At 64.0% G+C, this 25,676-nt stretch carries 24 protein-coding genes; 11 read left to right on the top strand and 13 right to left on the bottom strand.

Annotated elements, in window-relative coordinates; translation table 11 throughout:
• Positions 1-37: 37 nt before the first annotated feature.
• A complete protein-coding gene (badH, locus tag BGP02_RS13385; RefSeq protein ID WP_017233905.1) occupies positions 38-805 on the bottom strand; it encodes a 2-hydroxycyclohexanecarboxyl-CoA dehydrogenase in 768 nt (255 codons plus the stop codon).
• A 144-nt stretch (positions 806-949) separates the two neighbouring features.
• Between badH and BGP02_RS13390 the strand changes: the two genes are divergently transcribed.
• The 6 genes from BGP02_RS13390 to BGP02_RS13415 all read left to right on the top strand — a co-directional run bounded on the left by BGP02_RS13390 (position 950) and on the right by BGP02_RS13415 (position 6,865).
• Positions 950-1,501, top strand: a complete 552-nt coding sequence (locus BGP02_RS13390) for a MarR family winged helix-turn-helix transcriptional regulator (protein ID WP_026131945.1) — start codon at positions 950-952, stop codon at positions 1,499-1,501.
• A gap of 180 nt (positions 1,502-1,681) precedes the next feature.
• Positions 1,682-2,155, top strand: coding sequence for a MarR family winged helix-turn-helix transcriptional regulator (locus BGP02_RS13395; RefSeq protein ID WP_017233907.1), 474 nt, complete (start codon positions 1,682-1,684; stop codon positions 2,153-2,155).
• Between the two features lie 3 nt (positions 2,156-2,158).
• Positions 2,159-4,168 (top strand): FUSC family protein, encoded by a 2,010-nt coding sequence (locus tag BGP02_RS13400; RefSeq protein WP_017233908.1) that lies wholly within the window; start codon positions 2,159-2,161, stop codon positions 4,166-4,168.
• On the top strand, positions 4,165-4,374 hold the full coding sequence (locus BGP02_RS13405) for a DUF1656 domain-containing protein (RefSeq protein ID WP_017233909.1): 210 nt from the start codon (positions 4,165-4,167) through the stop codon (positions 4,372-4,374). The genes BGP02_RS13400 and BGP02_RS13405 overlap by 4 nt, the downstream gene beginning before the upstream one ends.
• Positions 4,371-5,336, top strand: coding sequence for an efflux RND transporter periplasmic adaptor subunit (locus BGP02_RS13410; protein ID WP_017233910.1), 966 nt, complete (start codon positions 4,371-4,373; stop codon positions 5,334-5,336). The genes BGP02_RS13405 and BGP02_RS13410 overlap by 4 nt, the downstream gene beginning before the upstream one ends.
• Positions 5,337-5,353: 17 nt before the next feature.
• Positions 5,354-6,865 (top strand): efflux transporter outer membrane subunit, encoded by a 1,512-nt coding sequence (locus BGP02_RS13415; protein WP_286798706.1) that lies wholly within the window; start codon positions 5,354-5,356, stop codon positions 6,863-6,865.
• A 212-nt stretch (positions 6,866-7,077) separates the two neighbouring features.
• Here the strand turns inward: BGP02_RS13415 and BGP02_RS13420 are convergent, their stop codons facing one another.
• From BGP02_RS13420 to BGP02_RS13445, 6 genes are all read right to left on the bottom strand, one after another.
• The gene (locus tag BGP02_RS13420; protein ID WP_017233912.1) at positions 7,078-7,338 is read right to left on the bottom strand and encodes a DUF4148 domain-containing protein; all 261 of its coding nucleotides are present in this window, start codon (positions 7,336-7,338) and stop codon (positions 7,078-7,080) included.
• Between the two features lie 269 nt (positions 7,339-7,607).
• The gene (locus BGP02_RS13425) at positions 7,608-8,375 is read right to left on the bottom strand and encodes a LuxR family transcriptional regulator (protein ID WP_017233913.1); all 768 of its coding nucleotides are present in this window, start codon (positions 8,373-8,375) and stop codon (positions 7,608-7,610) included.
• A gap of 148 nt (positions 8,376-8,523) precedes the next feature.
• Positions 8,524-9,417 carry a LysR family transcriptional regulator gene (locus BGP02_RS13430; RefSeq protein ID WP_017233914.1) on the bottom strand — a complete coding sequence of 298 codons (894 nt, stop codon included), beginning with the start codon at positions 9,415-9,417 and terminating at the stop codon, positions 8,524-8,526.
• A 110-nt stretch (positions 9,418-9,527) separates the two neighbouring features.
• Positions 9,528-10,988, bottom strand: coding sequence for an efflux transporter outer membrane subunit (locus tag BGP02_RS13435; protein ID WP_286798697.1), 1,461 nt, complete (start codon positions 10,986-10,988; stop codon positions 9,528-9,530).
• The gene (locus BGP02_RS13440; protein WP_286798698.1) at positions 10,985-14,122 is read right to left on the bottom strand and encodes a multidrug efflux RND transporter permease subunit; all 3,138 of its coding nucleotides are present in this window, start codon (positions 14,120-14,122) and stop codon (positions 10,985-10,987) included. Before BGP02_RS13440 ends, BGP02_RS13435 begins: the two co-directional genes overlap by 4 nt.
• 2 nt (positions 14,123-14,124) lie before the next feature.
• A complete protein-coding gene (locus BGP02_RS13445) occupies positions 14,125-15,372 on the bottom strand; it encodes an efflux RND transporter periplasmic adaptor subunit (protein WP_286798699.1) in 1,248 nt (415 codons plus the stop codon).
• Positions 15,373-15,673: 301 nt separating this feature from the next.
• Here BGP02_RS13445 and BGP02_RS13450 point away from each other — a divergent pair, with 301 nt between their 5' ends.
• Positions 15,674-16,546, top strand: coding sequence for a LysR family transcriptional regulator (locus tag BGP02_RS13450; RefSeq protein ID WP_026131947.1), 873 nt, complete (start codon positions 15,674-15,676; stop codon positions 16,544-16,546).
• A gap of 31 nt (positions 16,547-16,577) precedes the next feature.
• Here BGP02_RS13450 and BGP02_RS13455 read toward each other — a convergent pair whose 3' ends face one another.
• The 6 genes from BGP02_RS13455 to catA form a co-directional block, all read right to left on the bottom strand.
• Positions 16,578-17,036, bottom strand: a complete 459-nt coding sequence (locus tag BGP02_RS13455) for a YaiI/YqxD family protein (RefSeq protein ID WP_017233919.1) — start codon at positions 17,034-17,036, stop codon at positions 16,578-16,580.
• 151 nt (positions 17,037-17,187) lie between these two features.
• Positions 17,188-17,961 (bottom strand): benzoate diol dehydrogenase BenD, encoded by a 774-nt coding sequence (benD, locus tag BGP02_RS13460; protein WP_017233921.1) that lies wholly within the window; start codon positions 17,959-17,961, stop codon positions 17,188-17,190.
• Positions 17,958-18,980: a benzoate 1,2-dioxygenase electron transfer component BenC gene (gene benC / locus BGP02_RS13465; protein WP_261938092.1), complete on the bottom strand. Its 1,023-nt coding sequence runs from the start codon at positions 18,978-18,980 to the stop codon at positions 17,958-17,960. The genes benD and benC overlap by 4 nt, the downstream gene beginning before the upstream one ends.
• A gap of 40 nt (positions 18,981-19,020) precedes the next feature.
• Complete coding sequence (gene benB, locus BGP02_RS13470; RefSeq protein ID WP_017233923.1) at positions 19,021-19,509, bottom strand: benzoate 1,2-dioxygenase small subunit; 489 nt, start codon at positions 19,507-19,509, stop codon at positions 19,021-19,023.
• Positions 19,506-20,864 carry a Rieske 2Fe-2S domain-containing protein gene (locus tag BGP02_RS13475; RefSeq protein ID WP_286798700.1) on the bottom strand — a complete coding sequence of 453 codons (1,359 nt, stop codon included), beginning with the start codon at positions 20,862-20,864 and terminating at the stop codon, positions 19,506-19,508. Before BGP02_RS13475 ends, benB begins: the two co-directional genes overlap by 4 nt.
• Positions 20,865-20,971: 107 nt before the next feature.
• Positions 20,972-21,907 (bottom strand): catechol 1,2-dioxygenase, encoded by a 936-nt coding sequence (gene catA / locus BGP02_RS13480; protein ID WP_286798701.1) that lies wholly within the window; start codon positions 21,905-21,907, stop codon positions 20,972-20,974.
• 182 nt (positions 21,908-22,089) lie between these two features.
• On the opposite strand from catA, the gene BGP02_RS13485 reads away from it, so the two are divergent.
• From BGP02_RS13485 to catC, 4 genes are all read left to right on the top strand, one after another.
• Positions 22,090-23,016, top strand: coding sequence for a LysR family transcriptional regulator (locus BGP02_RS13485; RefSeq protein ID WP_286798707.1), 927 nt, complete (start codon positions 22,090-22,092; stop codon positions 23,014-23,016).
• Between the two features lie 105 nt (positions 23,017-23,121).
• Complete coding sequence (locus BGP02_RS13490; RefSeq protein WP_017233927.1) at positions 23,122-24,267, top strand: muconate/chloromuconate family cycloisomerase; 1,146 nt, start codon at positions 23,122-23,124, stop codon at positions 24,265-24,267.
• A 154-nt stretch (positions 24,268-24,421) separates the two neighbouring features.
• Positions 24,422-25,258, top strand: coding sequence for a 3-oxoadipate enol-lactonase (gene pcaD, locus BGP02_RS13495; protein WP_286798702.1), 837 nt, complete (start codon positions 24,422-24,424; stop codon positions 25,256-25,258).
• A 116-nt stretch (positions 25,259-25,374) separates the two neighbouring features.
• Positions 25,375-25,650: a muconolactone Delta-isomerase gene (gene catC / locus BGP02_RS13500; protein WP_017233929.1), complete on the top strand. Its 276-nt coding sequence runs from the start codon at positions 25,375-25,377 to the stop codon at positions 25,648-25,650.
• Positions 25,651-25,676: the final 26 nt, after the last annotated feature.

Raw genomic sequence — 25,676 nt, forward strand, 5'->3', positions numbered from 1 at the left:
GGTGATATCGATAAGAGAGATCGGGAAATAGTCGGGATCAACCGCACATGGTCAGGCCGCCCGATACGCTCAGCACCTGACCGGTGACGAACGAGGCGTCGTCGCTCGCGAAGAAGGCAATCGCCCCCGGCAGGTCGTCCGGCTGGCCGATGCGGCCGAGCGGAATGGACTTGGTGAACGCTTCCACCAGCTTTTCCGGATTGCCCGCGCCTTCCTTGTAATCGGCAAAGAGCGCCGTATCGGTCGGCCCCGGGCACACCACGTTGACGGTGATGCCGTGGCGCGCGTGCTCGCGGGCAAGCGTCTTCGAGAACGCGACGAGCCCACCTTTGCACGCGGCGTACACCGCTTCGCCCGACGACCCGACGCGCGCCGCGTCCGACGCGATGTTTACGATGCGTCCGCTGCGCCGTGCCACCATCTCGGGCAACACCGCGTGGTGCATATGCAGCGCGCCCACAAGGTTGATCGCGATGAGCGACTCCCATTGCGCCGGGGTCGTCTTGGTGAAGGGCTTGAAAATGTCCCAACCGGCGTTGTTGACCAGGACATCCACCGGCCCCAACGCCGCCGATGCCGCAGCGACGGCGGCATCGACCTGATCACGCACCGTGATGTCGCATGCGAATGCCTGGGCACGTCCGCCCGCTGCCACAATGTCGCCCGCCCGGCGCTCGGCCGCCGCAAGATCGCGGTCGAATACCGCCACCGCCGCGCCCTCACTGGCGAAACGGCGACACGTCGCCCCGCCTATCCCGCCCCCACCGCCCGTCACGATGACCGTCTTGCCCTCGAATCGCCGCATGTCTCGCCTCCAGAGTCACAGGTGGGCGCGGTATCCTTGTTGACCTTGGAGATCCCGGCCCATCGATAAAATTACGTCAATATGTTGACGTATACTAGACGCGACCTCGACGATGCGCAAGCACGCGAAAGCGGAGAAATTGATATGGAAAACCCTAGCAATAATACGAAAATAACGCGCATGGAGCTGGCGAACCGGCTGTTCTTCCGCCTCTATCAATGCGCCAACATGTTGCATAAAACAGGTACACGAGCGGTGGAAAGTCTGGGCCTGACGACGCAGCAATGGGCCGTCCTCGGTGCGCTCTCGCGCCCGGAGGTGCCCGACGGCATGAGTGTGGGCGATCTCGCGCGTTATCTGATGGTGAGTCGCCAGAATCTGTCGGGCCTGATCGGCCGTATGGAGCGCGACGGCCATATCGCGAGCGCACCGGACGGCCGTGACCGGAGATCGCGCCGCATCACCATGACCGAGCATGGGCATGCGGTCTGGCACCGCGAGGCGGTCCCGCGTATTCATGACTATTACGCGCAGGCGCTCGATGAGTTCTCGACGGGAGACATGACGCACACGCTGCACTATCTGCTCAAATTGCTCGACAACATGAAGCGGATCGACGAGGCGGCAGGCGGCCCGCCCGATGGAGAAAGCGAGGGAGAACGCGCAGACGACGGGCACGCTCGCCAGGGCGCCTGAAATCGCTTCACCAAAAATAAAACAGGCGAACGGCGCCGAAATCGTCCGCCGAAGCGCCGTCAAGGCGCGCGACGATCTCCCGAAAACCCAATACAGGCTTGGGTTTCCCGCGACATCGCTATCACACGCAATACCCTATTAACTAGCATGCTAATTATTAGTTAACATATAATCTTTCTCATGACCTCCCTGGAATCGCTCCGCTTTGTCTTTACGAGCCATCTGCTGCTGGCCGGCAAACAATGGCGCCAGCTATCGCAAGGCGCGATCGCCGAATACGGTATTTCGGCGGCGAGCGCCGGCCCGTTGCTGTTCATCCGCCGGCTGGGTCAGGGCGTGCGTCAGGTCGAGCTTGCCGAATATGTCGGGCTCGAAGGCGCGTCGCTGGTACGGCTGCTCGATCAGTTGTGCGGGGCCGGTCTCGTGCTGCGCGAAGTCGACGCAAGCGACCGCCGCGCCAATGCGCTGCGACTGACCGCGGCGGGCGAAGCGCTCGCCGAAAAGCTCGAAATCGAACTCAGCCAGTTGCGCGCGAAGGTGTTCGCCGACATTCCGCGCGAGGATTTCGAAGCGGTGTTGCGCGTGTTCGAAGTGCTCTCTCGCGCAGCGGGCCCCGATGGGTCCATCCTCGCACTGGCTCCCCCCAAGAAGTAAACCGTGCTCACCTGGCCTTCCTCCCGCGACTGGATTTTCTCGATCAAGGCGTTCCTCGCCTCGATGCTGGCGCTTTACATCGCGCTCGCGCTCGGCCTGCCGCGTCCGTACTGGGCGATGGCCACCGTCTATATCGTGTCGCACCCGCTCACGGGCGCCACGCGCTCCAAGGCACTGTATCGCGTGTTCGGCACGCTGCTCGGCGCCGCGGCGTCCGTCGTCTTCGTGCCGGCGCTCGTCAACACGCCCGAGCTGCTGATGGCGGCCGTCGGGCTGTGGACCGGCACGCTGCTCTATATTTCGCTGCTGCATCGCTCGCCGCGCAGCTATGTGTTCCTGCTCGCCTCGTACACGCTGCCGCTGATCGCCCTGCCGGCCGTCAACACGCCTGGCGTCATCTTCGATATCGCCGTCGCGCGCTCCGAAGAGATCATCCTCGGCATCGTCTGTGCGAGCGTGGTCGGCGCCGTGGTCCTGCCCACGAGCGTGGCCAAGGTCCTGCACGACCGCTCGGCGCGCTGGCTGACCGACGCCGCGCGCTGGACGACCGACATGCTCTCGGCAGACCCCGACGGCAAGGCAACGCGCCACATGAGCCGGCACCGCATGGCCGCCGACATTCTGGCCCTCGACCAGTTGATCAGCCAGCTCTCGTACGACGCCGACACGTCCGAACGCGTGCGCGATGCGCAGGAATTGCGCGGTCGCATGACGATGATGATGCCCGTGCTCTCGACGGTCGCATCGCTCGTGCAGGCATTGCGCGAGCATCCGAGCGGCGCGCCCGGGACGCTCGAGGCGAAGATGGCCGACGTGGTCGCCTGGCTGCGTCGCGGTGCGCCGATGCCCGCCCCGGCGCATTTATTGAGTCCGGCGCCATCGGCCGGTGAGGCCTCGGACTGGTATGGCGCCTTGGTCGCAGCCACCGAAGACCGTCTGCGCTCGCTTGTACAGCTCTGGCAGGATTGCGCGTCGCTGCAGCGCCGCTTCGGTCAGCGCGAGCATCACGAGGGCGAGGGTGACTGGACGCCCGCCTTCCAGCATTGGGAGCTGGGCGGCGCGCGTCACTACGACCACGGACTCCTGCTGTTCTCGACGGTGTCAGCAGCACTGTGCACGTTCCTCATGGGCATGGCGTGGATCTACACCGGCTGGAACGATGGCGCCGCCGGCGTCTCGCTCGGTGCCGTGGCCTGCTGCTTCTTCGCCGCGATGGACGAGCCCGCGCCGTTCATCCGCTCGTTTTTCTGGGCGACCGCCGTGTGCGTGGTGTTCGCCGCTGTGTACGTGTTCTTCATCCTGACGAATGCGCACGACTTCGGGCTGCTCGTCGCGCTGTTCGCCATTCCGTATCTGTTGCTGGGCACGCTGATTCCACAACCGCGCTTCACGATGGTGGCCATGCTCGTCGCGGTGAATACGGCGAGCTTCGTGGGCATTCAGGGCGGATACAGCGCCGACTTCCAGGCGTTCTTCAACGGCAATCTCGCCGGACTGGCCGGCGTGCTGTTCGCCTTGCTCTGGACACTTCAGACGCGCCCGTTCGGTACGCGCGTTGCCATGCGCCGACTGATTCATTCGAGCTGGCGTGACATCGCGCGCAACGCGCTCGGGCGCTCCGTTGCCGAACATAACCGTCTGCGCACGCGTCTGCTCGATCGGTTGGGCCAGCTCGTGCCGCGCCTGGCTGCGAGCGAGAGCGAAACGTCGAGCGATGGTTTTACCGAAGTGCGCGTCGAACTCTCGGCGCTGGCGTTGCAGCGAGAGTTGCCGCATCTCAGTGCATCGCAGCGCGACGCCGTTGAGGCTGTGCTCACCGATGTGGCGCGCTTTTATCAGGCGCGGCTCGACGAATCGGTCAGCATCCCCGACGCCACGCTGCAAGACAAACTGCTGGGTGCCGTGCGTTCGATGGTGGCGCATACCGACCAGGCGTCGCGCAGCGCGCGCGCGTCGCTCATGGACATCCACGTCGCGCTGTTCCCCACCACACGCCCCGGGAGTGCTCAATGAGCGGAGAGATCGATATCTACGGCGTGTTCGTACCGACGCTGCTCGTGCTGATGGTCGTGGCTTTCGTCCTGACCGGCGCGCTGCGCTTCGTACTCGCGCGCCTGGGCTTTTACAAGCTCGTCTGGCACCGTTCCCTGTTTAACCTTGCGGTGTACATCATCGCGCTGGGCGGCATTGTCGCCATCGCTCACGCTTGCCAACCATGAAACTGAAATTTCGCTCCATCGGCCCCGTCGCGCTGACGCTCGCGGTATCTTGCATCGCGGTGTTCGTTCTGCTGCATCTGTGGGACTACTACACCGTCGCCCCCTGGACACGCGACGGCCGCATTCGCGCCGACATCGTGCAGGTCGCCCCCGACGTCTCCGGCCTCATCACCGATGTCGAGGTCAAGGACAATCAGCCGGTGCACCGTGGCGATCTGCTGTTCGTGATCGACCCCGACCGCTACACGCTGGCAGTGCAGCAGGCCGAGGCCAACGTCGCGGCGCTGCGCGCCACGCTCGCACAGGCGCGCCGCGAAAATGCGCGCAACCATCAGTTGACGGAAGTCGTCGCCAAGGAAGTCGTCGAAGCCGGCCAGGCCAAGGTCGAATCGGGCGAGGCGGCGGTCGCCCAGGCGGAAACCGCCGTGCGATTGGCGAAACTCAACCTCGCGCGCACCCGGGTGCTCGCGCCCGCCGACGGCTACCTGAACGATCGCCTGCCACGGGTTGGCGACTACGTCAGCACCGGCCGCCCGGTGCTCTCTATGGTCGATGCCAACTCGCTGCACGTGGAAGGCTACTTCGAAGAAACGAAGATGCGCGGCATCCACATCGGCGACAAGGTCGAGGTGCGTTTGATGGGCGAGCGCCAGGTGCTGCACGGTCATGTCCAGAGCATCGTCGCCGGCATCGAGGATCGCGACCGCACGAGCGGTGCGTCGATGCTGCCCAACATCAACCCGACCTTCAACTGGGTGCGTCTCGCCCAACGCATTCCGGTGCGCATTGCGCTCGACGATGTGCCCAAGGACATGCGCCTGGTCGCCGGGCGCACCGCGACCGTGACGGTCGTGGAAGGTCAGCAGGACACCGCCGGTCAATCGCAACCGACGACGCCATCTCCTTCGTCGGTCACGTCGGCCACGTCGGCCAAGTCCGCCCAACCGGGAGCCCAGCGGTGAAATCACGCGTATGCCTGATGAGCGCCGTGGCAGTGGCCGCCGCGCTCGTTGCCGGTTGCACGACCGTCGGGCCTGACTATCATCTTCCGGACCACGCGCTCATGCGCTCGCCCGAAGCCAATGGCCCCATCGCGAACGCAGCGCAGCGCGGTGTCTCGATCGGTGCCGTGCCCGACGACTGGTGGCAACTCTACGACGACCCCAAGCTCGACGCACTCGTGAAAACGGCGCTGGCCGCCAACACGAACATTCGCGTGGCCGCCGCCAACGTGCAGCGCGCGCTCGCGATGTACCACGAAGTCGAATCGGAGAATCTGCCGCAGGGCGGCGTGCAAGCCGAAGCCGCCCGCGCGCAGATCTCCGGCGAGAGCTTCCTGAAGGAAGAAAAATTGCCGGTGGTCAATCTGGCCGCCGCCGCCCTGTCCATCTCGTATCAGATCGACTTCTTCGGCAAACTCGCGCGCGCCGATGAAGCCGCGCTGGCCGCCGCCGAAGCCAGTCAGGCGGCCCTCGACGTCGTGCGTGTGAGCGTGGCCGCCGAAACGGTGCGCGCCTATGTGCAAGGCTGCGCCGCCAACCACGAGTTCGACATTGCCAACGCACAACTGGCGTTGCAGGAAAAGAGCGTCGCGATTACGCGCAAGCTCGTCGACGCCGGGCGCGATCAGCCGACCGATCTGCTGCGAGCGCAAGCGCAGGCCGACACCTTGCGTGCCGCCCTGCCGCGCTTCCAGGCGCAGCACGACGCGGCGACGTACCGACTGGCCGTCATGCTCGGTAAGGTGCCGGGCACGCTCGACGCAAGCGCGGCGCAATGCCGCCGCATTCCTCAACTCGCGCAACCGCTGCCGGTCGGCGACGGCACGGCGCTGCTCAAGCGCCGCCCCGACGTGCGTCAGGCCGAGCGCGAACTCGCCTCCGCCACGGCAAAGATCGGTGTCGCCACGGCAGACCTCTATCCGTCGATCCGCATTGGTGCGTCGATCGGGGCGAGCGGTGTCCTGGAACACTTCGGGCAAGGCCGCACCGAGCAGTGGAGCGTGGGACCGATGATCACGTGGTCGCTGCCGACCAACGGCGTGCGTTCGCACATCAAGGGCATGGAAGCCGGGGCGGATGCCGCGCTCGCGCATTTCGACGGCGTCGTGCTCAAGGCCCTGCAAGAAACACAGACGTCACTCTCGGCATACACGCGTGAGCTGCAGCGCGACGACGCCCTGCGCGATGCCCGCGACAAATCACGCACCGCCGCCGAACAGAACCACAAGCTCTACCAGGCCGGTCGCGCGCCGTATCTGACGAGTCTTGACGCGGAGCGCACGCACGCCAGTGCCGAGGCCGCGCTGGCCGCCTCCGAGACACAAGTCGCGCTGGACCAGGTCAATCTGTTCCTGGCGTTGGGCGGTGGCTGGCAATCGAGTGCCGCGAATGCAAGTCACGACAAGGCGTCGCCGACGGCATCCCATGAGACGGCCGGCAGCAACAACACGCCGGCAACCTCCACGGCATCTTCAGTATCCACCCGTTGAGATGAGGCAGGTGGCGTCTTCGCGACGCCGCGCCTCCAGAAACACACAAGCCCCGTCGGGAACGAATCCTCGGGCGGGGCTGTGATAGGACGCGCTGCGGCGTCGGTGGGGTGATTCGCACGGCGCAGGCGGGACTCGGTGGCGAGTCAGGCGGGCCGTCGGCGAATCCAGGCACTGTCATCGATAACCTGTCGACGGTTATCGCATCACCTTCAGTTGGCGGCCGGGGTCGCCGTTTGATTGCGAGCTTCGATCTGGGCCGTCAGGTTCTGCAATTGGACCGACTGCTCATAGGTGTACGGGAAGTTAAATTCCGTCACCGGCGAGAGACCCAGTTCACGGGCTGCCTGAAGTTCGGCGCGCACATGGGCGCGGGTGACACCGGTCGTTTGCGCCTGCCCTTCGGCGAATACCGAGCCGGCAGCGATCGTCAAGCCAACGAGGGCGACAGCGCTCAACAGGTTCTTTTTCATGGAAAACTCCTTTTATCGTTCATCGGTTACGCATGGACACGAAAACCGCACTCAATCAGTTTTCGCCATAGGTAAATTATAGTTTTCCCTCATTAATGAACCAGCCCTAAAGCGACAACACACTGTTTCACAAACGCTGTGAAATCCTCGCAATCCGATGAAGAAATTACGCGAAAACGAAACAAAACCGGGGCGGGGATGGCAGGCGAAGCGGCCGCGCGAGCGTTACGTCGAGGACGCTCACGGGAGATGACGGCATCGACGATGCCTCAGGGTGATATCGCCCCGCTGCTGATCGCCGCGGCAATGGCCTGGTGCCGATTGACCGCACCGAGCTTGCGCTTGGCGTTATTGAGGTGAAACGTCACCGTATGCTCGGAGATGCGCAGAATCAAACCGATCTCCCACGCCGTTTTGCCGCGTGCCGCCCACAGCAGACTTTCGATCTCACGCGGGCTGAGCTTGCCGGTGCTGCGACTCGCCACCCATTGCATGTCGAGCTGCTGAATCGCCTGGTGAAAATACACTGCCGTCAGATAAATCTCTCCGAGCATGCGCGCTTCGTGCTCGGCCGAGGCTTCCGGCGACGCGGCCGTCGCCGCACTGAAAATCGCGCGCTCGCCGGTCGCACCGTAGATCGGAATCGACACCCCGGACCCGAGGCCGTGCGCGCGCGCGTCCGCGAAGATGGGGTGCGGCTGCGCCTGTGCGAGGAAGGTTCGCCAGAGAATCGGCAGCGGCGACAAATTCGCGGCAATCAATACGGGATCCACTTCGGCATATCCCACGCTTTGATAGCGCTCGATCCAGGCGGCCGGAAACGTCGTGAAAATGTGCCGGCTGGGCATTCCCTGCGAGGTAATGCGCTGGTCCCCCATCTGGAATGTAGCCGCCTCCCGTTCGCGACGCGGTGACAGCGGCGCATAGAACAACGCTTCATATCCCAGGGATTGCGTCAGTTTCTGAAACTCGGCGTCAAGTGCATCGACCGAGCGGGCACCGAGCAGCCCTTCATATCGATAAAGAGGATGATGCATTGCGAATTGCGCGCTTCTCCATGATTTCCGGAAAATTTCCCGTATTCTCGCATGGTAGTCCTATCTTTATGCGGTCACGGTTGGCAATTCTACGTGACCGGGCCGCAAACTGATTTACTGTGAATTACCAATCATTTCCGCGTTGCCATCAGGCGGCATCGCCCAACGCCTCAAGTGCCGATGCGACCCTGCGCAATCCCGGTGTCAGCGGTTTGTCGCGGCGCATGACGACCGCAAGCGTTCTCGTCAACCCCGGTGTGAGCGTCGAGACACGCAAGCCCCGCCGGTAGTGCGCCGCGTTGACGGAAAGCCTGGGCACGATGCTGTAACCCAAGCCGGCCGCCACCATTTCCTTGATGGCTTCGACGCTGCCCAGCGCCATGACTGGCCGCACACGCAATCCCGCTTGGAGAAACCATTCATCGATCAACAACCGGGTGCTGCTCCCCGGCTCGAACGCGACCATCGGTGCCGCGGCGAGCATCTGCGGCGTGACCTCCGTCGCCCAGTGCGAGTCGCCGGCGGGCGCGATGGCGACGAACGCGTCGCGCAATACGGGCGTGATATGCAGGCTGCGCCCGGCAGTGGGCAAGGTGACAAGACCGATATCGAGCCGATTCTCGGTCACCGCGGCGACCACGTCGTCGGTGTTCCCGGTGCTCACGCGGATGTCGAGCATCGGGTGGCGCTTGCGCATCGCTCGCAGTATCGGCGGCAACAAATGAATGCAGGCGGTCGCTCCGGTTCCGATCGCCACTTCACCGACTTCGCCGCTCGCATGGCTGGACAGCGCATGCATGGCGTCTTCGACGACAGCATCGATGCGGCGGGCATGGTCCAGCAGCGTCAGCCCGGCGGACGTCGGCTTGAGCCGCTTGCCCACGCGCTCAACCAGCCGGACGTTCAATCGCTGTTCCAACTGACGAACCTGCAAGCTCACGGCGGGCTGCGACAGATCGAGCCGCGCGGCGGCCGCGGAGAAACTCCCCGCGTCGAGGACTTCGGAAAACGTGTGAAGCTGATCCAGATTCAGGCGGCGCATCTCAAAGTTTTCCTTATGAACCGTAGGGGCATGTCAAGACTTTACCAAGAGACGCTATCGATGCGCCATGTCAATGCGTTGCTCGCCATGCGGTCCCGCCGCCCACCGTCTCAGGACGTGCCGCTCTCCGGTTGCCATCCGCCGCCCAACGCTCGGTACAGCGCCACATGGTTCACGAGTACTCGCTGCTTCACATCGATCAACTGTTGCGCCGCGTGAAATGCGCTGCGCTGCGCGTCGAGCAGTTCGAGGTAGCTCGCCACGCCGTTGGTATAGCGATGATGGGCCAGACGAAGCCGCTCGCGCTCGCCGTCCGACACGCGCTTTTGCGCCTGGAACTGGCGCGATAGCAGCCCTTGCGCGGTCAGGGCGTCATCCACTTCGGCAAACGCCGTTTGAATCGCACGCTCGTACGACACAACGGCCATCTCCTTGCGCACGTTCGCCAGATTCAACCCTTGCCGGTGACGCCCGCCCGTAAAGATCGGCACGGTAATCTGCGGCAGGAACGACCATACACCGGTGCCGGCGCCGAACAGATCCGCAATCCCCGCACTGGCAGTGCCGACATCCGTCGTCAACTTGATCGACGGGAAGAACGCCGCACGAGCGGCGCCGATATCCGCGTTGGCCGCACGCAGTTGCGCCTCCGCCTGCCGAATATCCGGACGACGTATCAGCAACGAGGACGGCAATCCGGCGGCCACGGGCATGACGAATGCGTCGTCGAGCGATGCCGCCGCGACTGGCTTCGCACTCACGTCGCCGGTCAGGACCTGCAACGCGTGCACGATCTCGCTGCGTTGCCGCTCGCGCTCGGCGAGTGCTGCGCGCGCGACTTCGACCTGCGTGGTCTCGGCATTCAGGTCGAGATCGTCGATCAGCCCGCGCTCGGCGCGCAGGCGAACCACGCGAATGCCCTCCTCGCGTGCCGCCAGCACCTCCCGCGCGTAGGCGATCTGTTCGTCGATGGCCACGAGTCCAATGTAGGACGTGGCTACTTCCGCCACGAGACTCACCTGCGCCGCCCGTTGCGCTTCCTCGCTCGCCAAATACGATTGCAGCGCCGCGTCGCTCAAGCTGCGCACGCGCCCGAAGAAATCGAGTTCAAAGGCGCTCACGCCCAGCGTCGCCCGTAAGTCGTTGGCGACGTAACCTGCGGCGGTGCCCCTGCCCTCAGGCTGGCCCGCGGCCCCTGAGTACCGCTGACGGGAGAATGCGCCGCCTGCCTGCACGCTCGGCAGCAGATTGGCCGCCTCGATGCCATACAGCGCACGCGCTTCCTGCACCCGTAGCGACGCCAGGCGCAAGTCGCGATTCTGCGCGAGCGAGCGGCGAATCAGCGTCTGCAAGGCGGGATCGGTGAATACGTCGGCCCAATCCGCGTCTGCCGCGAGCGGCTCGGCGAGCGCCAGACGCGCACCTGTGCCCGACGGTGCCGCCTCGTACGTGGTCGGCACCGGTGCCGCCGGGCGCTCATAGGTCGGCGCCAACGTGCATCCGCCGACCAATGCCAGCAAACACACGCCGGGCGCAGCTATCCCGCGCATGCGGGGTCGAAACGTCTTCATACCTTCCCCTCGATAGCCGGTGCGGCATCGCCCGACGCATTCGTCTTTGGCCGGCGCACGAAGCGGCCGGCCCACAGGAAAAACAATGGCACCAGGAAGATCGCCAGCACCGTGGCCGTCACGATCCCGCCGAGCACCGCCACACCGATGGCGCGCTGCGCGCCCGACGCCGGGCCCGAGGCAATGGCCAGCGGCACCACGCCGAAGCCGAACGCCAGCGACGTCATCACGATCGGGCGCAGGCGCAAACGCGCGGCTTCGACCGCCGCATCGAGCCAGGCCATGCCCTGTTTCGTCATATCGTTGGCGACTTCCACGATCAGGATGGCGTTCTTCGCCGACAGGCCGATGGTCGCAATCAACCCCACCTTGAAGTAGATGTCGTTGGGCATGCCCAGCAAGCTCACCGCGCCGAGCGCCCCGATCACACCGAGCGGCACCACCATGACGACGGCCGCCGGAATTGCCCAACTTTCGTACAACGCCGCGAGCGCGAGGAACACGACCAGCACCGACAAGGCGAGCAGCACCGGCGCCTGTGCGCCCGAGATGCGCTCCTCGAGCGACTGGCCGCTCCACTCGTAACCGATGCCCTGGGGCAGGTCGGCCATCAGTCGCTCCATGCGCACCATCGCCTCGCCGCTGCTCTTGCCCGGTGCCGATTCGCCCTGGATCGTGAACGAGGGGTAACCGTTGTATCGCCTGAGCTGCGGCGAGCCGAGTTTCCACTTGAGCGAGACGAATGCCGAAAGCGGCACCATTTCGCCATTCGCGTTGCGCACGCGCAGATTGCCGACGTCCTCCGGCGACACGCGCTGACGTCCGTCCGCTTGCACGATCACGCGGCGACTCTCCGCGCCCAGCATGAAGTCGCCGACATAGTCGGAGCCGAACATCGTCGCGAGCGTCGTATTGACGTCGTCCATCTTGACGCCGAGCGCTTCCATCTTGTGCCGGTCGATGGCGACGTCGATTTGAGGCACGTCGCCCTGACCGGCAAAGATCACGTTCCTGAGCACAGGATCTTGCGCCGCCTTCTTGAGCAGCGCATCGCGCGCGGCGGTGAGCGCGTCCTTACCCACACCGGCCCGGTCCTGCAAGCGCAGATTGAAGCCGTTCGACGAACCCAGTTCCGGCAGCGCCGGGCTGTTCATCGCCATCACCATGCGATCGGGCCGACCGCCAAACTTGGCGTTGACGCGCTCGACAATGGCGCTCACCTCGTCGTGTGCAGATGTGCGTTCGTGCCAGTCCTTGAGCGTGACAAACAGCATGCCGCCGCCCGGGCCCGAACCGAACTCGTTCCATCCGCCCAGCGCAAAGACGTGTTTGACCGGCTCGTGCCGCATCAGGTATTGCTCGATGCGCTCGAGCGCCGACATCGCCTCGGGCAACGTGGCGCCCTGCGGCTCGGACGCCATCACCATGAAGCTGCCGGTGTCCTCGTCGGGAATGAACGACGAGGGCAGACGCATGAACGCGAGCGGCACGGCGATCAACACCGCGCCATACACCAGCACCGCGCGCCACGGACGGCGCAACGTCTTGCTTACGGTCCGTGTGTAGCGCTCGGTACCCAGCGCAAAAGTCCGATTGAACCAACCGAAGAAGCCGCGTTTGTCGTGATGGCCGGCCGCGATCGGACGCAGCAGCGTGGCGCACAGCGCGGGCGTGAGCGAGAGGGCAAGGAACGCCGAGAAGGCAATCGACACCGCGAGCGTGATTGCAAACTGACGGTAGATGTTGCCCACCGCACCGGGGAAAAACGCCATTGGCACGAACACCGCGACCAGCACCACCGTGATCCCCACGATGGCCCCGCTGATCTGCTTCATCGCCTTGACCGTGGCGGCATAGGGCGAGAGTCCCTCTTCCACCATGATGCGTTCGGTGTTCTCCACGACGACGATCGCGTCGTCGACGAGAATGCCGATGGCCAGCACCATGCCGAACATCGTGAGCGTGTTGATCGAATAGCCGAGTCCCAGCAGCACGCCGAAGGTGCCGAGCAGCGCGACCGGCACCACCAGTGTGGGAATGAGCGTGGCGCGCAGGTTCTGCATGAACAGGTACATCACCAGGAACACCAGCACCACGGCTTCGAGCAACGTCTTCACGACCTTCTGGATCGAAACCTTGACGAACGACGCGGTCTCGTAAGGGATCTGGTACGAAACACCGGCCGGAAACAGCGCCGATTGTTCGTCCATCACCTTGCGCACCGCCTTCATCACCGCGACGGCATTCGAGCCGGCGGCCAGCTTGATGCCCATCGCGGTGGCCGGCATGCCGTCCACGCGCGACGAATAGGCGTAATCGGCCGCCCCCAATTCCACGCGAGCGACATCGCCGAGTCGGATCGCCGAGCCGTCGGCACGCACGCGCAACGGAATCCCGGCAAAGGCTTCGGGCGAGGAAAGCGAGCCTTCCGATACCACGTTGGCGTTGATCGGGGCCGACGCGGGCGTCGAGCCTGCGCCGATATCACCGACGGTTACGCGCACGTTGTAGGCCCGGATCTTTGAGACGATGTCCGAAGCACTCAGGTCGAGGGCGACGAGCTTCGCTGTGTCGGGCCAGATACGAATCGCTTTCTCCGTGCCCCAGAACTGCACCTGTCCGACGCCCGGCACGCGTTTGAGCTGGTTGATGACCTGCGCCGCGGCGATCTCGCCGAGATCGGATTCGCCAATCGCCGGATTCGCGGACGCCAGCGTGACCACCATATGAATATTGTCGGCCGCGCGCTCGACGACGACGCCATCGCGGCGCACGACTTCAGGCAGACGCGATTCGACCGTCTTCAAGCGGTTCTGCACCTCGACGGCGGCCAGATCGAGATGGGTGCCCTGCCGGAAGGTGAGATTGACCGACGAACGACCATTGCCGCTGGACGCCGACGTATACATCAGCCCCGGCGCGCCGTTCATCTGGCGCTCGATGATCGCCGTCACGGCGTCTTCGACCACCTTGGCCGACGCGCCCGGATAGCCGCTCCAGACACTGACCGTCGGCGGGGCGATGTCGGGGTATTGCGCAACGGGGAGCGCCCGGATCGCGAGCACGCCGACGAGCGTAATCAACAGGGCGATCACCCAGGCAAAGACCGGGCGATCGATAAAGAAGCGAGCCATGATTATTGCGTCTCCGCGTGGGAGGCTGGTCCGGCGCGCGCAGGCTCGACCGGTCCGCCATTGTCTTTCGGCTTCGCGTCGTCCGTCTGCTTGGCCTCGGCCTTGACCTTGACGTGCATGCCGTCGGAGAACTGCGCGACGTTCTGCACGATGATCGTCTCGCCGCCCGCAAGGCCCTCCGTGACGAGCCAATCGCGGCCGTCGATCTCATCCGCATGCACCTTCGTGTCGCGCACCGTGCCCTGTGCGTCGACCACGCGCACCACGGCGCCATTGGCCGTGCGCGTGAGCGCCTCGCGGGGCACGCGCACGATGTTCGGATTCACCGCCCCCTGCAGGCGCACCTGCACGAACGCGCCGGGCAGCAACACGCCGTCGGGGTTTGGCAGCACGGCGCGCATGGCAATCGTGTCCGTGCCCGGATCGACCGCCAGATCGGTAAAGAGCAATTGGCCCGGTAGCGCGTATTCACGGCCGTCGGGCAGCGTCACATGCACCGGAGGCGCGGCCGACGCGTTGCCGTGCTGCAGCTTGCCGGCGCGCAAATCGCGCGTCATCGCATACACCTCCGCGGCCGGCTGCGAGAAGTTCACGTAGATCGGATCGATCTGCTCAACGCGTGTGAGCAGCGTGGCCGAGTCGAGACCGACCAGCGCGCCTTCCGTGACTTCGGCACCGCGCACGCGCCCCGCAATGGGCGAGACGACACGCGTATAGCCGAGATTGAGTTCCGCCTTGCGGACTTCCGCGCGAGCGGCCAGCACCTCCGCGCGCGCACGCGCTTCGGCCGAGCGAGACTCGGCGTCCTCCCGAGCGCTGATGGCGCGCGCTTCCAGAAGGCCGCGATATCGTTCGACCTTGTCGCGAGCCGCGTCGTGTTCAGCGTGTGCCTTGGCGAGTGCACCGCGCGCGGCGTCCAGCGCAGCCGACAATGGTTGCGGGTCGATGCGGAACAGCACGTCGCCCTTGGCGACGGTCTGCCCCTCCTGATATCGGCGTTCGACGACGACCCCGCCCGCACGCGCACGCACATCGGCGCTGCGGTAGGCGGCCAGTCGTCCCGGCTGCTGCGTCGTGAGGGTCTGTGCACGGCGCTCGACGATGCGCACGACCGCTTCCGGCGTCGCATCGGCCTCGTCCTTTGGATCTCGGTCGGCGCAGGCGGCGAGCACGAGAATACTGGCGATCAGGCTGGCTGACAGGCCGGTTAGCCATCCGAAGCGAGTTCGGTAATGAATATTCGATGACATGTAAGTACGTTGGATTGACGACAACCGGTCGGGGTGTCGAGACCGCGCTCAGTGCGCGACGTCGACCCATGGCGCAGCCACGGATGGGGTACCGGGGGCCCGCATCTCTCCAGGCTCGCCGTGGGTGGCAGGTGCGCATTGCGCGAAGGGGTCAGTACCCGAGACCACCGGACCGGAAGATCCGGTCGTCTGCCGCCTCGCCTATGTTGGCGATTCAATTTGGCGTCCTACATTGGAGAATCGCGATTCTGCCGCGAAATTTCTGTTAGAAAAAGTTGGAACCTATCGATAAAATGGATGAATGAACTGGACAATAGAGCAATTGCGCTACTTTGTGGCTGCCGCGGAGGAAGGATCGATATCGGCTGCCGCCCGAAGACTCGGCAAAGCCCAGTCGGCGTTGAGTTCGGCGATTTCGCTGCTCGAGGCCGATTTGGGATTTGAACTATTCGACCGTAGCCGTCGCAACGCGAGACTCACCGCGCAGGGGGAGGTCATGTTGCTCGAGGCGAAGGAGTTGCTGCGTCAGGCGGAGGGCTTGAACCATCGGGCGAATGCGCTGGCGTTCGGCGAGCAACCGCAGTTGTCGCTGGCAATCGACGAAGCGTTGCCGTATCAAGTCGTGAGCGAACTGGTCCGCGATCTTGCGTACCAGTTCGCTTATTTGGAGCTGACGATACTCAACGGGACCTCGACGGAAGTGGCCGAGTATGTGGAGAAGCAGCGCGCGGACATTGGCTTTCACGTGGATCGCGGCGCGATCTCGTTGGCGCTGGGGCACAAATATGTTGGGTCGGCCGTGCAAGGCGTATTTGTCGCTGGCGATCATCCGCTCGCTTACCGCGATCAGGTCACGCGCGGCGATTTGGCCAAGTACCGCCAGATTCTGCTGCAGATGGATGATTTCACGCCGTGGCAACTGAGCCCGTCAATCTGGCGGGCGGACAGTTCATACCTGATCGCCAGCATGGTGCTCGACAAACTCGGCTGGGCCGTGCTGCCGATCGACATTGCGAAGTACGATGAACTTCACGAACTGCGCTGCGACGACCTCGGCCTGCCGCAACTCCCCGTGCGCATGCTCTGGCGTTTTGGGCGAGAACCCAACGACGTGATGCAATGGTGCAACACTCGGTTTGGCGAACTGTTGCGGGCGAGCTCGGAAGCGGAGTAAGTCTGTTTTGGCGCGTTCCGGCACGGACCGCTTACCGGCGCGACGCGCGATGACGGGCGAGGAAGCGATCGAGTTGCCCGGCGAACGATTGACTGTCGCGCGCGCTGAAGGGAGCAGGACCGCCGGTCTCGATGCCCGCATTGCGCAGTTGATCCATCATGTCGCGCATGCTCAGTCGTTCCTCGATGTTTTCACGCGTGAACCAATTCCCGCGTGGATCGAGCGCCAGCCCCCCTTTGTCGAGCACCAAGGCGGCAAGCGGGATGTCCGCGGTAATCACCAGATCGCCCAGGACGACAAGTTCGACGATGCGGGCATCGGCCACATCGAAGCCTGCCGGCACCTGAATCGCCTTGATGAACGGTGACGGCGGCGTGCGCAGGAATTGATTCGCGATCAGCGTCACCCGCACTTCCTCACGTCGCGCGGCCCGGAACAATATCTCTTTGATGGCAAAGGGGCAGGCGTCAGCGTCGACAAAAACTTGCATGGAAAGGTCGTTCCAGGGGAGTCAAAGACCGTTCATCATATGCCAACCGCCGATCTGCCACCTCGGCAGCAGGCGTTGTTGCCCCACCGGCAGGCCATGCCGACGCGCTTGCGCAACGCCCATTTATTCAATGATCTCTCGGCGCCCGGCGTCAGCCCGTATCGCCGCCGGCGACCGGCAAGACCGTACCGGTGATGTATCCCGCTTCGTCGGAGGCCAGGAAAAGAATGGGCGCGACTTGCTCGTCGAGGGTGCCGTAACGTTTGAAGAACGTCGATTCGGTCACCTGCGCGACCGCCTCGTTCATCCAGGCGATCTCTTGTTCGCTGTCGCCCGCGGCGTTACGTGGAATCCGGCGGGGCGGCGCCGTGGTGCCTCCCGGCGCAGTCGCCGCGACGCGAATATTGTGCTCGGCGTATTCCATCGCCAGCGATTGCGTGATGGCGTTCACCCCGCCCTTCGCTGCGGAGTAAGGCACGCGTCGAATACCCCGAGTCGCATTCGACGAGACGTTGACGATCGTGCCGCCACCACGCTTTAGCAGGTACGGCAGCACCGCGTGGCAGGTATAGAGCGTTGGCATCAGCGAGCGGCGAATCTCCGCGTCGATCTGCGCCGGCTCGAACTCGGCGAACGGACGCATACGAATCGCCCCGCCCACGCCGTTGATCAAAATGTCGATGCCCCCGAAGCGCTCGTTGGCGAACGCCATGGCTGCGGCGGCACCTTCGTAGGTCTCGAGATCGGCCACGAAGCCGGCCGACTCGCCGACCGCTTCGGCCGCGACCTCGGCGACGAATTCGGCACGATCCACGAAGACCACCCTCGCCCCTTCGGCCGACGCGCGCAGCGCGACACCCCGACCGATGCCTTGCGCCGCACCGGTCACGACCATGACCTTGCCGGCAAATCGTTGCGTTGTCATGCGTCCACCATTGCGACGTTGGGCGTGAATTTCTCGTAATGGAAGCTTTTGGGCCTCACGCCGTTGTCATCGAAGTATTTGCGCACGGCATCGACCATGGGCGGCGGCCCGCACAAATACACGTCGACGTTGCCATCGTTGAGCGCCTCCGCCGGGATGTGTTGCGTCACCCAGCCCTTGCGCGGGTGTTCCGATTCGGCGTCCGCCACCACCGTGGCAAAGGTGAAATTCGGCAGCTTGGCTGTGTAGGCCTCGATCGCCTCAACCTGGACCAGATCGAGATCACGCGTCACGCCGTAGATCAGATGCACGCGCTGTTGCGACGACGTGCGCGCGAGGACTTCGAGCATCGACAGGAACGGCGCCAGCCCCGTGCCGCCCGCGAGGAACAGCAACGGGCGCTCGACGGCGCGCAGATAGAAGCTACCGAGCGGGCCGGTCATCTCGAGCGCATTACCGGGTTGCGCATGATCGAGCCACGAACTCATGGCCCCGCCCGGAATCTTCTTGATGAGGAATCCGATGCGCGATTCGCCCGGCGCGGACGAGAACGAATACGAGCGACGCACACCGCTGCCAGGCACATCGATGTTGACGTACTGGCCGGGCAGGAATACGGGCGCGGCGGCGCCCACATCGAGTTCGAGCACGACCGCCGCGTCGTTGTGCGTCTCGACTTTGGTGACGGTCGCGGCGAATCGGCTCTGCTCCGTCTTGCACGCCGTTGACGACGCCGGCACGGCAATCACGCAGTCGCTCTGCGGCACCATCTGGCATGTGAGGACGAGGCCACTGTCCTTCTCGTCCGCGCTCAGGGCGTCTTCAATGTAGTCGTCGCCCATGTCGTAACTGCCGCTCTCGGCACGGCACTTGCAAGTGCCGCACACACCGTCGGAGCAATCCATCGGCAGATTGATCTTGGCGCGGAAGGCGGCGTCGAGCACCTTCTCGCCGGCCTTGCATTCGACGAAGCGGGTCACCCCGTCTTCAAAATTGAGCGCTACGTTGTAGCTGGACATATAGCCTCCTCGACTGCCAGTCCTGATGCGATCGTCAACGTCAAACGTGATAAACGTCGAGTACCTGACGGATATAGTCGTTCTTCAAAACGATCTTCTTCTTGGCGATCAACAGCGCATCGCCGTCGTGGCGCAACGTGACGAACATCGTGCCGAAGAATTGATCGGTCGCCTTGTAACGATGGCTGAGCGTGCTGAAGTTGTAGCGCACGTCGACTTCGTCGTCGCGTTGCGCCAGCACTTCCACATTCGCGACGGTATGCGCGGTGCGGGGCTCCGGCATCGAGGCGCTGCTACGCTCGGTCTTGATGCGGAACACGCGATCCTCCAATCCCCCACGGTCCGCGTAGTACATCAGCGAGATCTGGCTCTGGGGGTCGTCGGTCAGGCGATCGTCGTCGTCCCACGCCGGCATCCAGTACGTGACGTCGTTGGCATAGCACGCCAGCCACTCGTCCCACTGACGGTCGTCGAGCAGACGGGCTTCGCGATACAGCGTGGCGCAAATCGTTGCGTAATCGAAGTTCATGCCGTGGCCTCCGTCTGTTCTTTCTTCAGGGCGTCGCGCATCACTTCGACCCAGTATTCGTGCTGGCAGACGAACAATCCTTCGTCTTCGCTGCGCTCGCCGGACAGGCGCGGTGTCAGGCCCATCTTGCGGGCGTTGTCGTCCGGCCCTTCAATCCACAGCGGCGCACCGCGAGACAGGTCGTTCCACAGCGCCGTGGTACCGGCATACCCCGCCTGGCAGGCACGGAATTCTTCCAGGTCGTCGGCCGTGCCCATGCCCGTGACGTTGAAAAAATCCTCGTACTGGCGGATGCGGTGGGCGCGCACTTCGGCACTTTCTCCCTTCGGCGCAAAGCAGAAGATCGAAACTTCCGTCTTGTCCACGCTGAGCGGGCGTACCACGCGAATCTGCGTGCTGAACTGGTCCATCAGGAACACGTTCGGGTAGAGGCAGAGGTTGCGCGTCTGGTTGACGATGAAATCGGCCTTGACGTCGCCGACGCGAGCCTTGATTTCGTCACGATGCGCGTAGACCGGGCGAACTTCCGGATTCATCGTGTTGGTCCACAACAGAATGTGCCCGTGCTCGAAGCCGTAGACACCTGCCACCGACTTGCTCCAGCTGTTGGCGTCGACGGCCTTCGTGCCATCGTCTTTGCGTCGGCCCATGGTCGCCGCGTAGTTCCAGTGAACGGTGCTGACGTGATAGCCGTCGCAGCCGTTCTCCATCTGCATCTTCCAGTTGCCGTCGTAGACGTACGAGGAATTGCCGCGCACGACTTCCAGCCCTTGCGGCGCCTGGTCGACGATCTGGTCGATGATCACGCGGGTCTCGCCGAGATAGTCCGCGAGCGGCATCGAATCGGGGTTGAGGCTGCCGAACAGGAAACCGCGATAGCTCTCGAAGCGCGCGACCTTGCGCAGGTCATGCGAGCCGTGCGTATTGAATTGCACCGGATACTGCGTGGTCTTCTCTTCCTTCACCTTGAGCAGCTTGCCGGTGTTGGAGAACGTCCAGCCGTGGAACGGGCATGTGAAGCTGCCCTTGTTGCCGTGCTTGCGACGGCACAGCATGGCCCCCTTGTGTGCGCAGGCGTTGATGACCGCGTGCAGCTCACCGTTCTTGTCGCGCGTGACGACCACGGGCTGACGACCGATCCACGTCGTGTAGTAATCGTTGTTGTTCGGGATCTGGCTTTCATGGGCCAGATAGACCCAATTGCTCTCGAAGATGTGCTTCATCTCGAGTTCGAACAACTCGGCATTGGTAAAAATGTCGCGACGGCAGCGGAAGACGCCGGCCTGCTTGTCGTCCTGAACGGCCGTATCGAGCAGCGCATCCAGTGGCGAGCGGGTTTGGGTGATGGAGGACATGGGGGCTCTCCCCGCGCGTGCTCCCACCGGGGAGCGATCGCGTCGGTATCAAAGGTGGAACGATGAGATGGGCGGCTGCGCACTGGCGCCGCCGCCGTGGCGGGCGGTTATGCTGCCGCCGAAGCGCGCAGGCGATGGACGATCTGGTTGTCCTTGCCATGCGTGAGCGGGCTCAACTGGATATCGAATTCGATTTCCTTGTAGTCGTCCGCTTTCAGGCCGAGCGTAGCGCCGCCGGTCTTCTCGACCACGTGCGGGATCAGGTCCTCGCGCGTGGCATAGGCGAAGTCGTCCCAGATCAGCGGATCGCCCTCGATGTTGATTTGCGTCGTGAGCTTGCGATGCTGTTCGCTGGTCACGAAGAAGTGCACGTGCGCCGGACGGTTGCCGTGTCGGGCCAGCGCGTCGAGCAGTTGCTGCGTGGCGCCTTGCGGCGGACAACCGTAGCCCACCGGCATCAGCGTGCGGAATTCGTACTTGCCTTGCGCATCGGTGCGCACGGCGCCGCGCAAATTGAACGGCGATTGCGCGCCCGTCGGATCGAAGTGCGAATAGAAGCCGTTCGAGTTTGCATGCCAGCACTCGACGACAGCGCCCGCCACCGGTTGACCGTCAGGGCCGGTCACCTTGCCGCGAATCACCAGCGGGCCAGCGTCGACATCTGCATCGAGGTCGATCTTCGACACCGCGTCGCGCAGCGGCGCACCAGCGACGTAGAGCGGGCCTTCGATGGTGCGCGGCGTGCCGCCTTCAATCTCGGCGGCCCGGTCCTCGGCGTCCATGCGCACGTCGAGATACTTCTCGAGGCCGAGGCCGGCGGCCAACAGTGCCGCCTCGCCATCCTGGCCCAGTTTGTTGAAATAGTTGACGCCGGCCCAGATTTCATCCGGCGTAATATCGAGGTCGTCGATCGCTTTGAAAAGGTCGCTCAGCAAGCGATGCACGATTTGCTTGGTGCGCGTATCGCCGGTCGGATTTCCGAGATTGGCAGCGGCGCTCAACAGCGCTTGCACTTCGCTCGTGTCGAATACTTTCACGCTCATGTCTTCTCCTACCTCTATTCGAATTTTGCTGGGGTTAACCCGTGCACCAAGCATTCGTCGTCCATACGCGATAGGTATAATCGAGCACTGATGCAGAGCATGAAGTCAGGATAATGACGGGGTATAGCACCGTCCAACACTGATTTAGTATCGGCGCGATATCTGAAAGGTATGAAATGAATATTGAGTTGCGCCATATGCGCTACTTCGTGGCGGTTGCGGAAGAACGCAACTTCACGCGCGCCGCCGCACGGCTGCATATCGCACAGCCGCCGCTCAGTCGCCAGATTCAGCAACTCGAGGAGTTGCTCGGCGTTCAACTGTTCGAGCGCGACTCGCGCCCGCTCAAACTGACCGACACGGGGCGCTTTTTTTATTCGCACGCGGTGCAGTTGCTCGCGCAAACCTCCGAACTCGAATCGATGACGCGGCGCGTGGGCAAGATCGATCGCAGCCTGTCGGTCGGTTTTGTCGGCTCGACGCTCTACGGCATGCTGCCGAAGATCATCCGGCGTTTTCGCGGGGAGAACAGCACGGTTGCGCTGAGTCTGCACGAGATGTCGACAATGGATCAGATCCAGGCGCTCAAGGAAGGCCGCATCGATGTCGGCTTCGGCCGCATTCGTCACGAAGACCCGAGCATTCGTCGCGTGGTGCTGCGCGAGGAACGCATGATCGTCGCCCTGCCGCTCGGCCATCCGTTGATCGAGACCAAGCCAGTTCTGTCGCTGCACGACCTCGTGTCGGAAACGCTGATCATTTTTCCCCAAGCCCCTCGCCCGAGCTATGCCGATCAGGTGCTTGCAGCCTTCCACGATCGTGCGCTCAAGCCGGAGCGCATCTACGAGACACGGGAGTTGCAGATTGCGCTCGGGCTTGTCGCGGCTGGCGAAGGCATCGCCATCGTGCCGCAGAGCGTCAATGGCCTCAAACGCGACGACATCGCCTATAAGGAACTCGACGATCCCAATCTTGTATCGCCGATTATCCTGAGCATGCGATTGCTCGACGAGTCGCCCGATATTCGCGCCATGCTCGAATTGATCTACGACCTCTACGTCGAGGGGAACATGGAGCACCTCCAGCCCTCGGACCTCGGCTCACCCTAATCGACACCATACCCGGCAGGTATTGAACAAGACGCCATCGGTCTTGGACAGCGACATAACGCGGCTTGCATACTGCGATTCACTGTCCAACTGTATCTCCCGGGTATGAAACCAACCGTCAGCTCCATCGAGGCCATTCTGGTCGACCTGCCGACCATTCGCGCGCACCAGCTCGCGATGACGACGATGCAGAAGCAAACACTGGTGATCGTCAGGCTGCGTTGCAGCGACGGCATCGAAGGCATCGGCGAGGCCACCACGATCGGTGGGTTGTCCTACGGCGAGGAAAGCCCGGAGGGCATCAAGCTCGCGATCGACACCTATCTTGCGCCCGCATTGAGCGAGGTCGACGCCACCAATGTGCACGCGGCCATGGTGCGCCTGGACAAGGTCGCGCGCGGCAATCGCTTCGCCAAGTCTGCGCTGGAAACGGCCTTGCTCGATGCCCAGGCGAAGCGTCTTGGCGTGCCGCTCGTCACGCTCCTGGGTGGCGCGGTGCGCGAAACGCTCCCGACGCTTTGGACGCTGGCCAGTGGCGATACCTCACGCGACATCGACGAGGCTGAGCGCCTGCTGGCCGAGCGCCGCCACAACACCTTCAAGCTCAAGATCGGACGGCGGGCCGTAAGCGATGACGTGGCCCACGTTGCCGCGATCAAGCGCGCCCTGGGCGACCGTGCGCGCGTCACGGTGGACGTCAATCAGGCATGGAACGAAGCGGAAGCGGCCACGGGCATCGCCGCGCTCGAAGCCGCCGGCGTCGACCTGATCGAGCAACCGATCCCACGCGACCAGCGCGCCGGCCTGGCGCGACTGGCGGCTCGCTTTGTCGTGCCGATCATGGCCGACGAAGCGATCCTCGGTGCCGAGGACGCCATTGAACTCGTGCGCGGCGGTTGTGCCGATGTGTTCGCTCTGAAGATCGCCAAGGCTGGCGGTCTTTACGGCACGCTGCGTGCCGCCGCCGTTGGCGATGCCGCGGGTGTCGCGCTCTATGGCGGCACCATGCTCGAAGGCACGATCGGCTCGATCGCGGCGGCGCACTGCTTCTGCACGCTTCGTCAACTCGCCTGGGGTACCGAGCTGTTCGGGCCGCTGTTGCTCAAGGACGATATCGTCGTCGAGCGGCCGACCTACCGCGAGTTCGCGCTGCACCTGCCCACCGGCGTGGGCCTGGGCGTCACGATCGACGAGGACAAGCTCGCCCACTATCGTCGCGACGCGCAGCGCGTCGTCACTGGCGCGCGATAGGCCGGGTTCCGCGAGCGACCTGCGCACTGCGGCCCGCCGGGTGTTGCGCCGAACGACACGGATGCATGCCCATCGCCTTCCATCCAAACCCTATGGCGCACCGAATGGCGGCACGCACGTGCCGCCATTCCCGCCGACCTGAGAGAGACACCGTATGTCCGCCATCCTCGACACGGCGATTGAAACGTCCGGCGACACGTATATCGAAACGAGAAACGGCCGCTTTCGCGTCGCGATTTCCGGCCCGGTATCCGCGCCGGTGCTGGTGCTGAGCAACTCGCTCGGCACGACGCTGGAGATGTGGGACGCGCAGGTGCCGGGTTTGGCGCGCGACTTCCGTGTCGTGCGCTACGACACGAGAGGACACGGCGGCAGCATCGTCACGCAGGGGCCTTATACGTTCGACCAGTTGGGCGATGACGTCGTCGCGCTGCTCGACGCGCTGGACGTGCCTCGCGCGAGCTTCTGCGGCGTATCGATGGGCGGGCATACGGGCTTGTGGCTGGGTCTGCATGCGCCAACGCGCTTCAACGCGATTGCGGTGTGCAACAGCGCCGCCAGGATCGGCACGACCGAGGGGTGGACGACCCGCGCCACGCAGGTCCGTACAGATGGAAAAGCTGCGATGGCGGCGTTGGCCGCATCCTCGCCGTCGCGCTGGTTTACCGAGGGCTTCATCGCCCGCGAGCCGGCGCGCGTGGCGCTCGCGCAGGCCGGGATTGCGGCGCTTGCGCCGGAAGGCTACGCGTCGTGCTGCGACGCCCTGGCGACCTCTGACCTCAGAGACGAGATCTCGGCGATCAAGGTACCGACACTGTTGATCGCCGGCGAGTTCGACCCGGTGACGACGGTGGCCGATGCGCAGGCGATGCAACGCGCCATCGCCGGATCGACGGTGGTGTCGGTGCCGGCCTCGCATCTGTCGAACATCGAGGCGCCAGCGCAGTTCGAGGCCGCGCTGGTCCAGTTCCTCGCCAGGGCGCTTGCCTGACGCGAGGCGCATCGGAGGTCGCAACCGATCTCCGTGCGATTCATATCACAGTCGTCGTGGCGTGGCCCCACCTGTGACTGTCAAGGGCACTTCGCCCGCGCTTCAAGGAGAGTGAAATGCTGTATCTGGTTCATATGATCGTTCGGATTCCCGATACGGTGCCGGCGGAAGAGGCTGCGCGTATCAAGGCGGCGGAAAAAGAGTATTCGCAATCGTTGCAACGCTCGGGAAAGTGGCCCAGCATCTGGCGCGTGGTCGGGGAATATGCCAACTACAGCATCTTCGATGTCGAGAGCAACGACGAGCTGCACACGCTGCTGAGCCAGTTGCCCCTGTTTCCGTACATGGACATCTCGGTTACGCCGCTGGCGCGCCACCCGTCGGCGATTTGAGTTTGGGGCGGCGCGCCTGTCGCCGC

Origin of the sequence: Pandoraea sp. 64-18, from assembly GCF_001899225.1 — a bacterium.
GTDB classification, from domain to species: Bacteria; Pseudomonadota; Gammaproteobacteria; order Burkholderiales; family Burkholderiaceae; genus Pandoraea; species Pandoraea cepalis.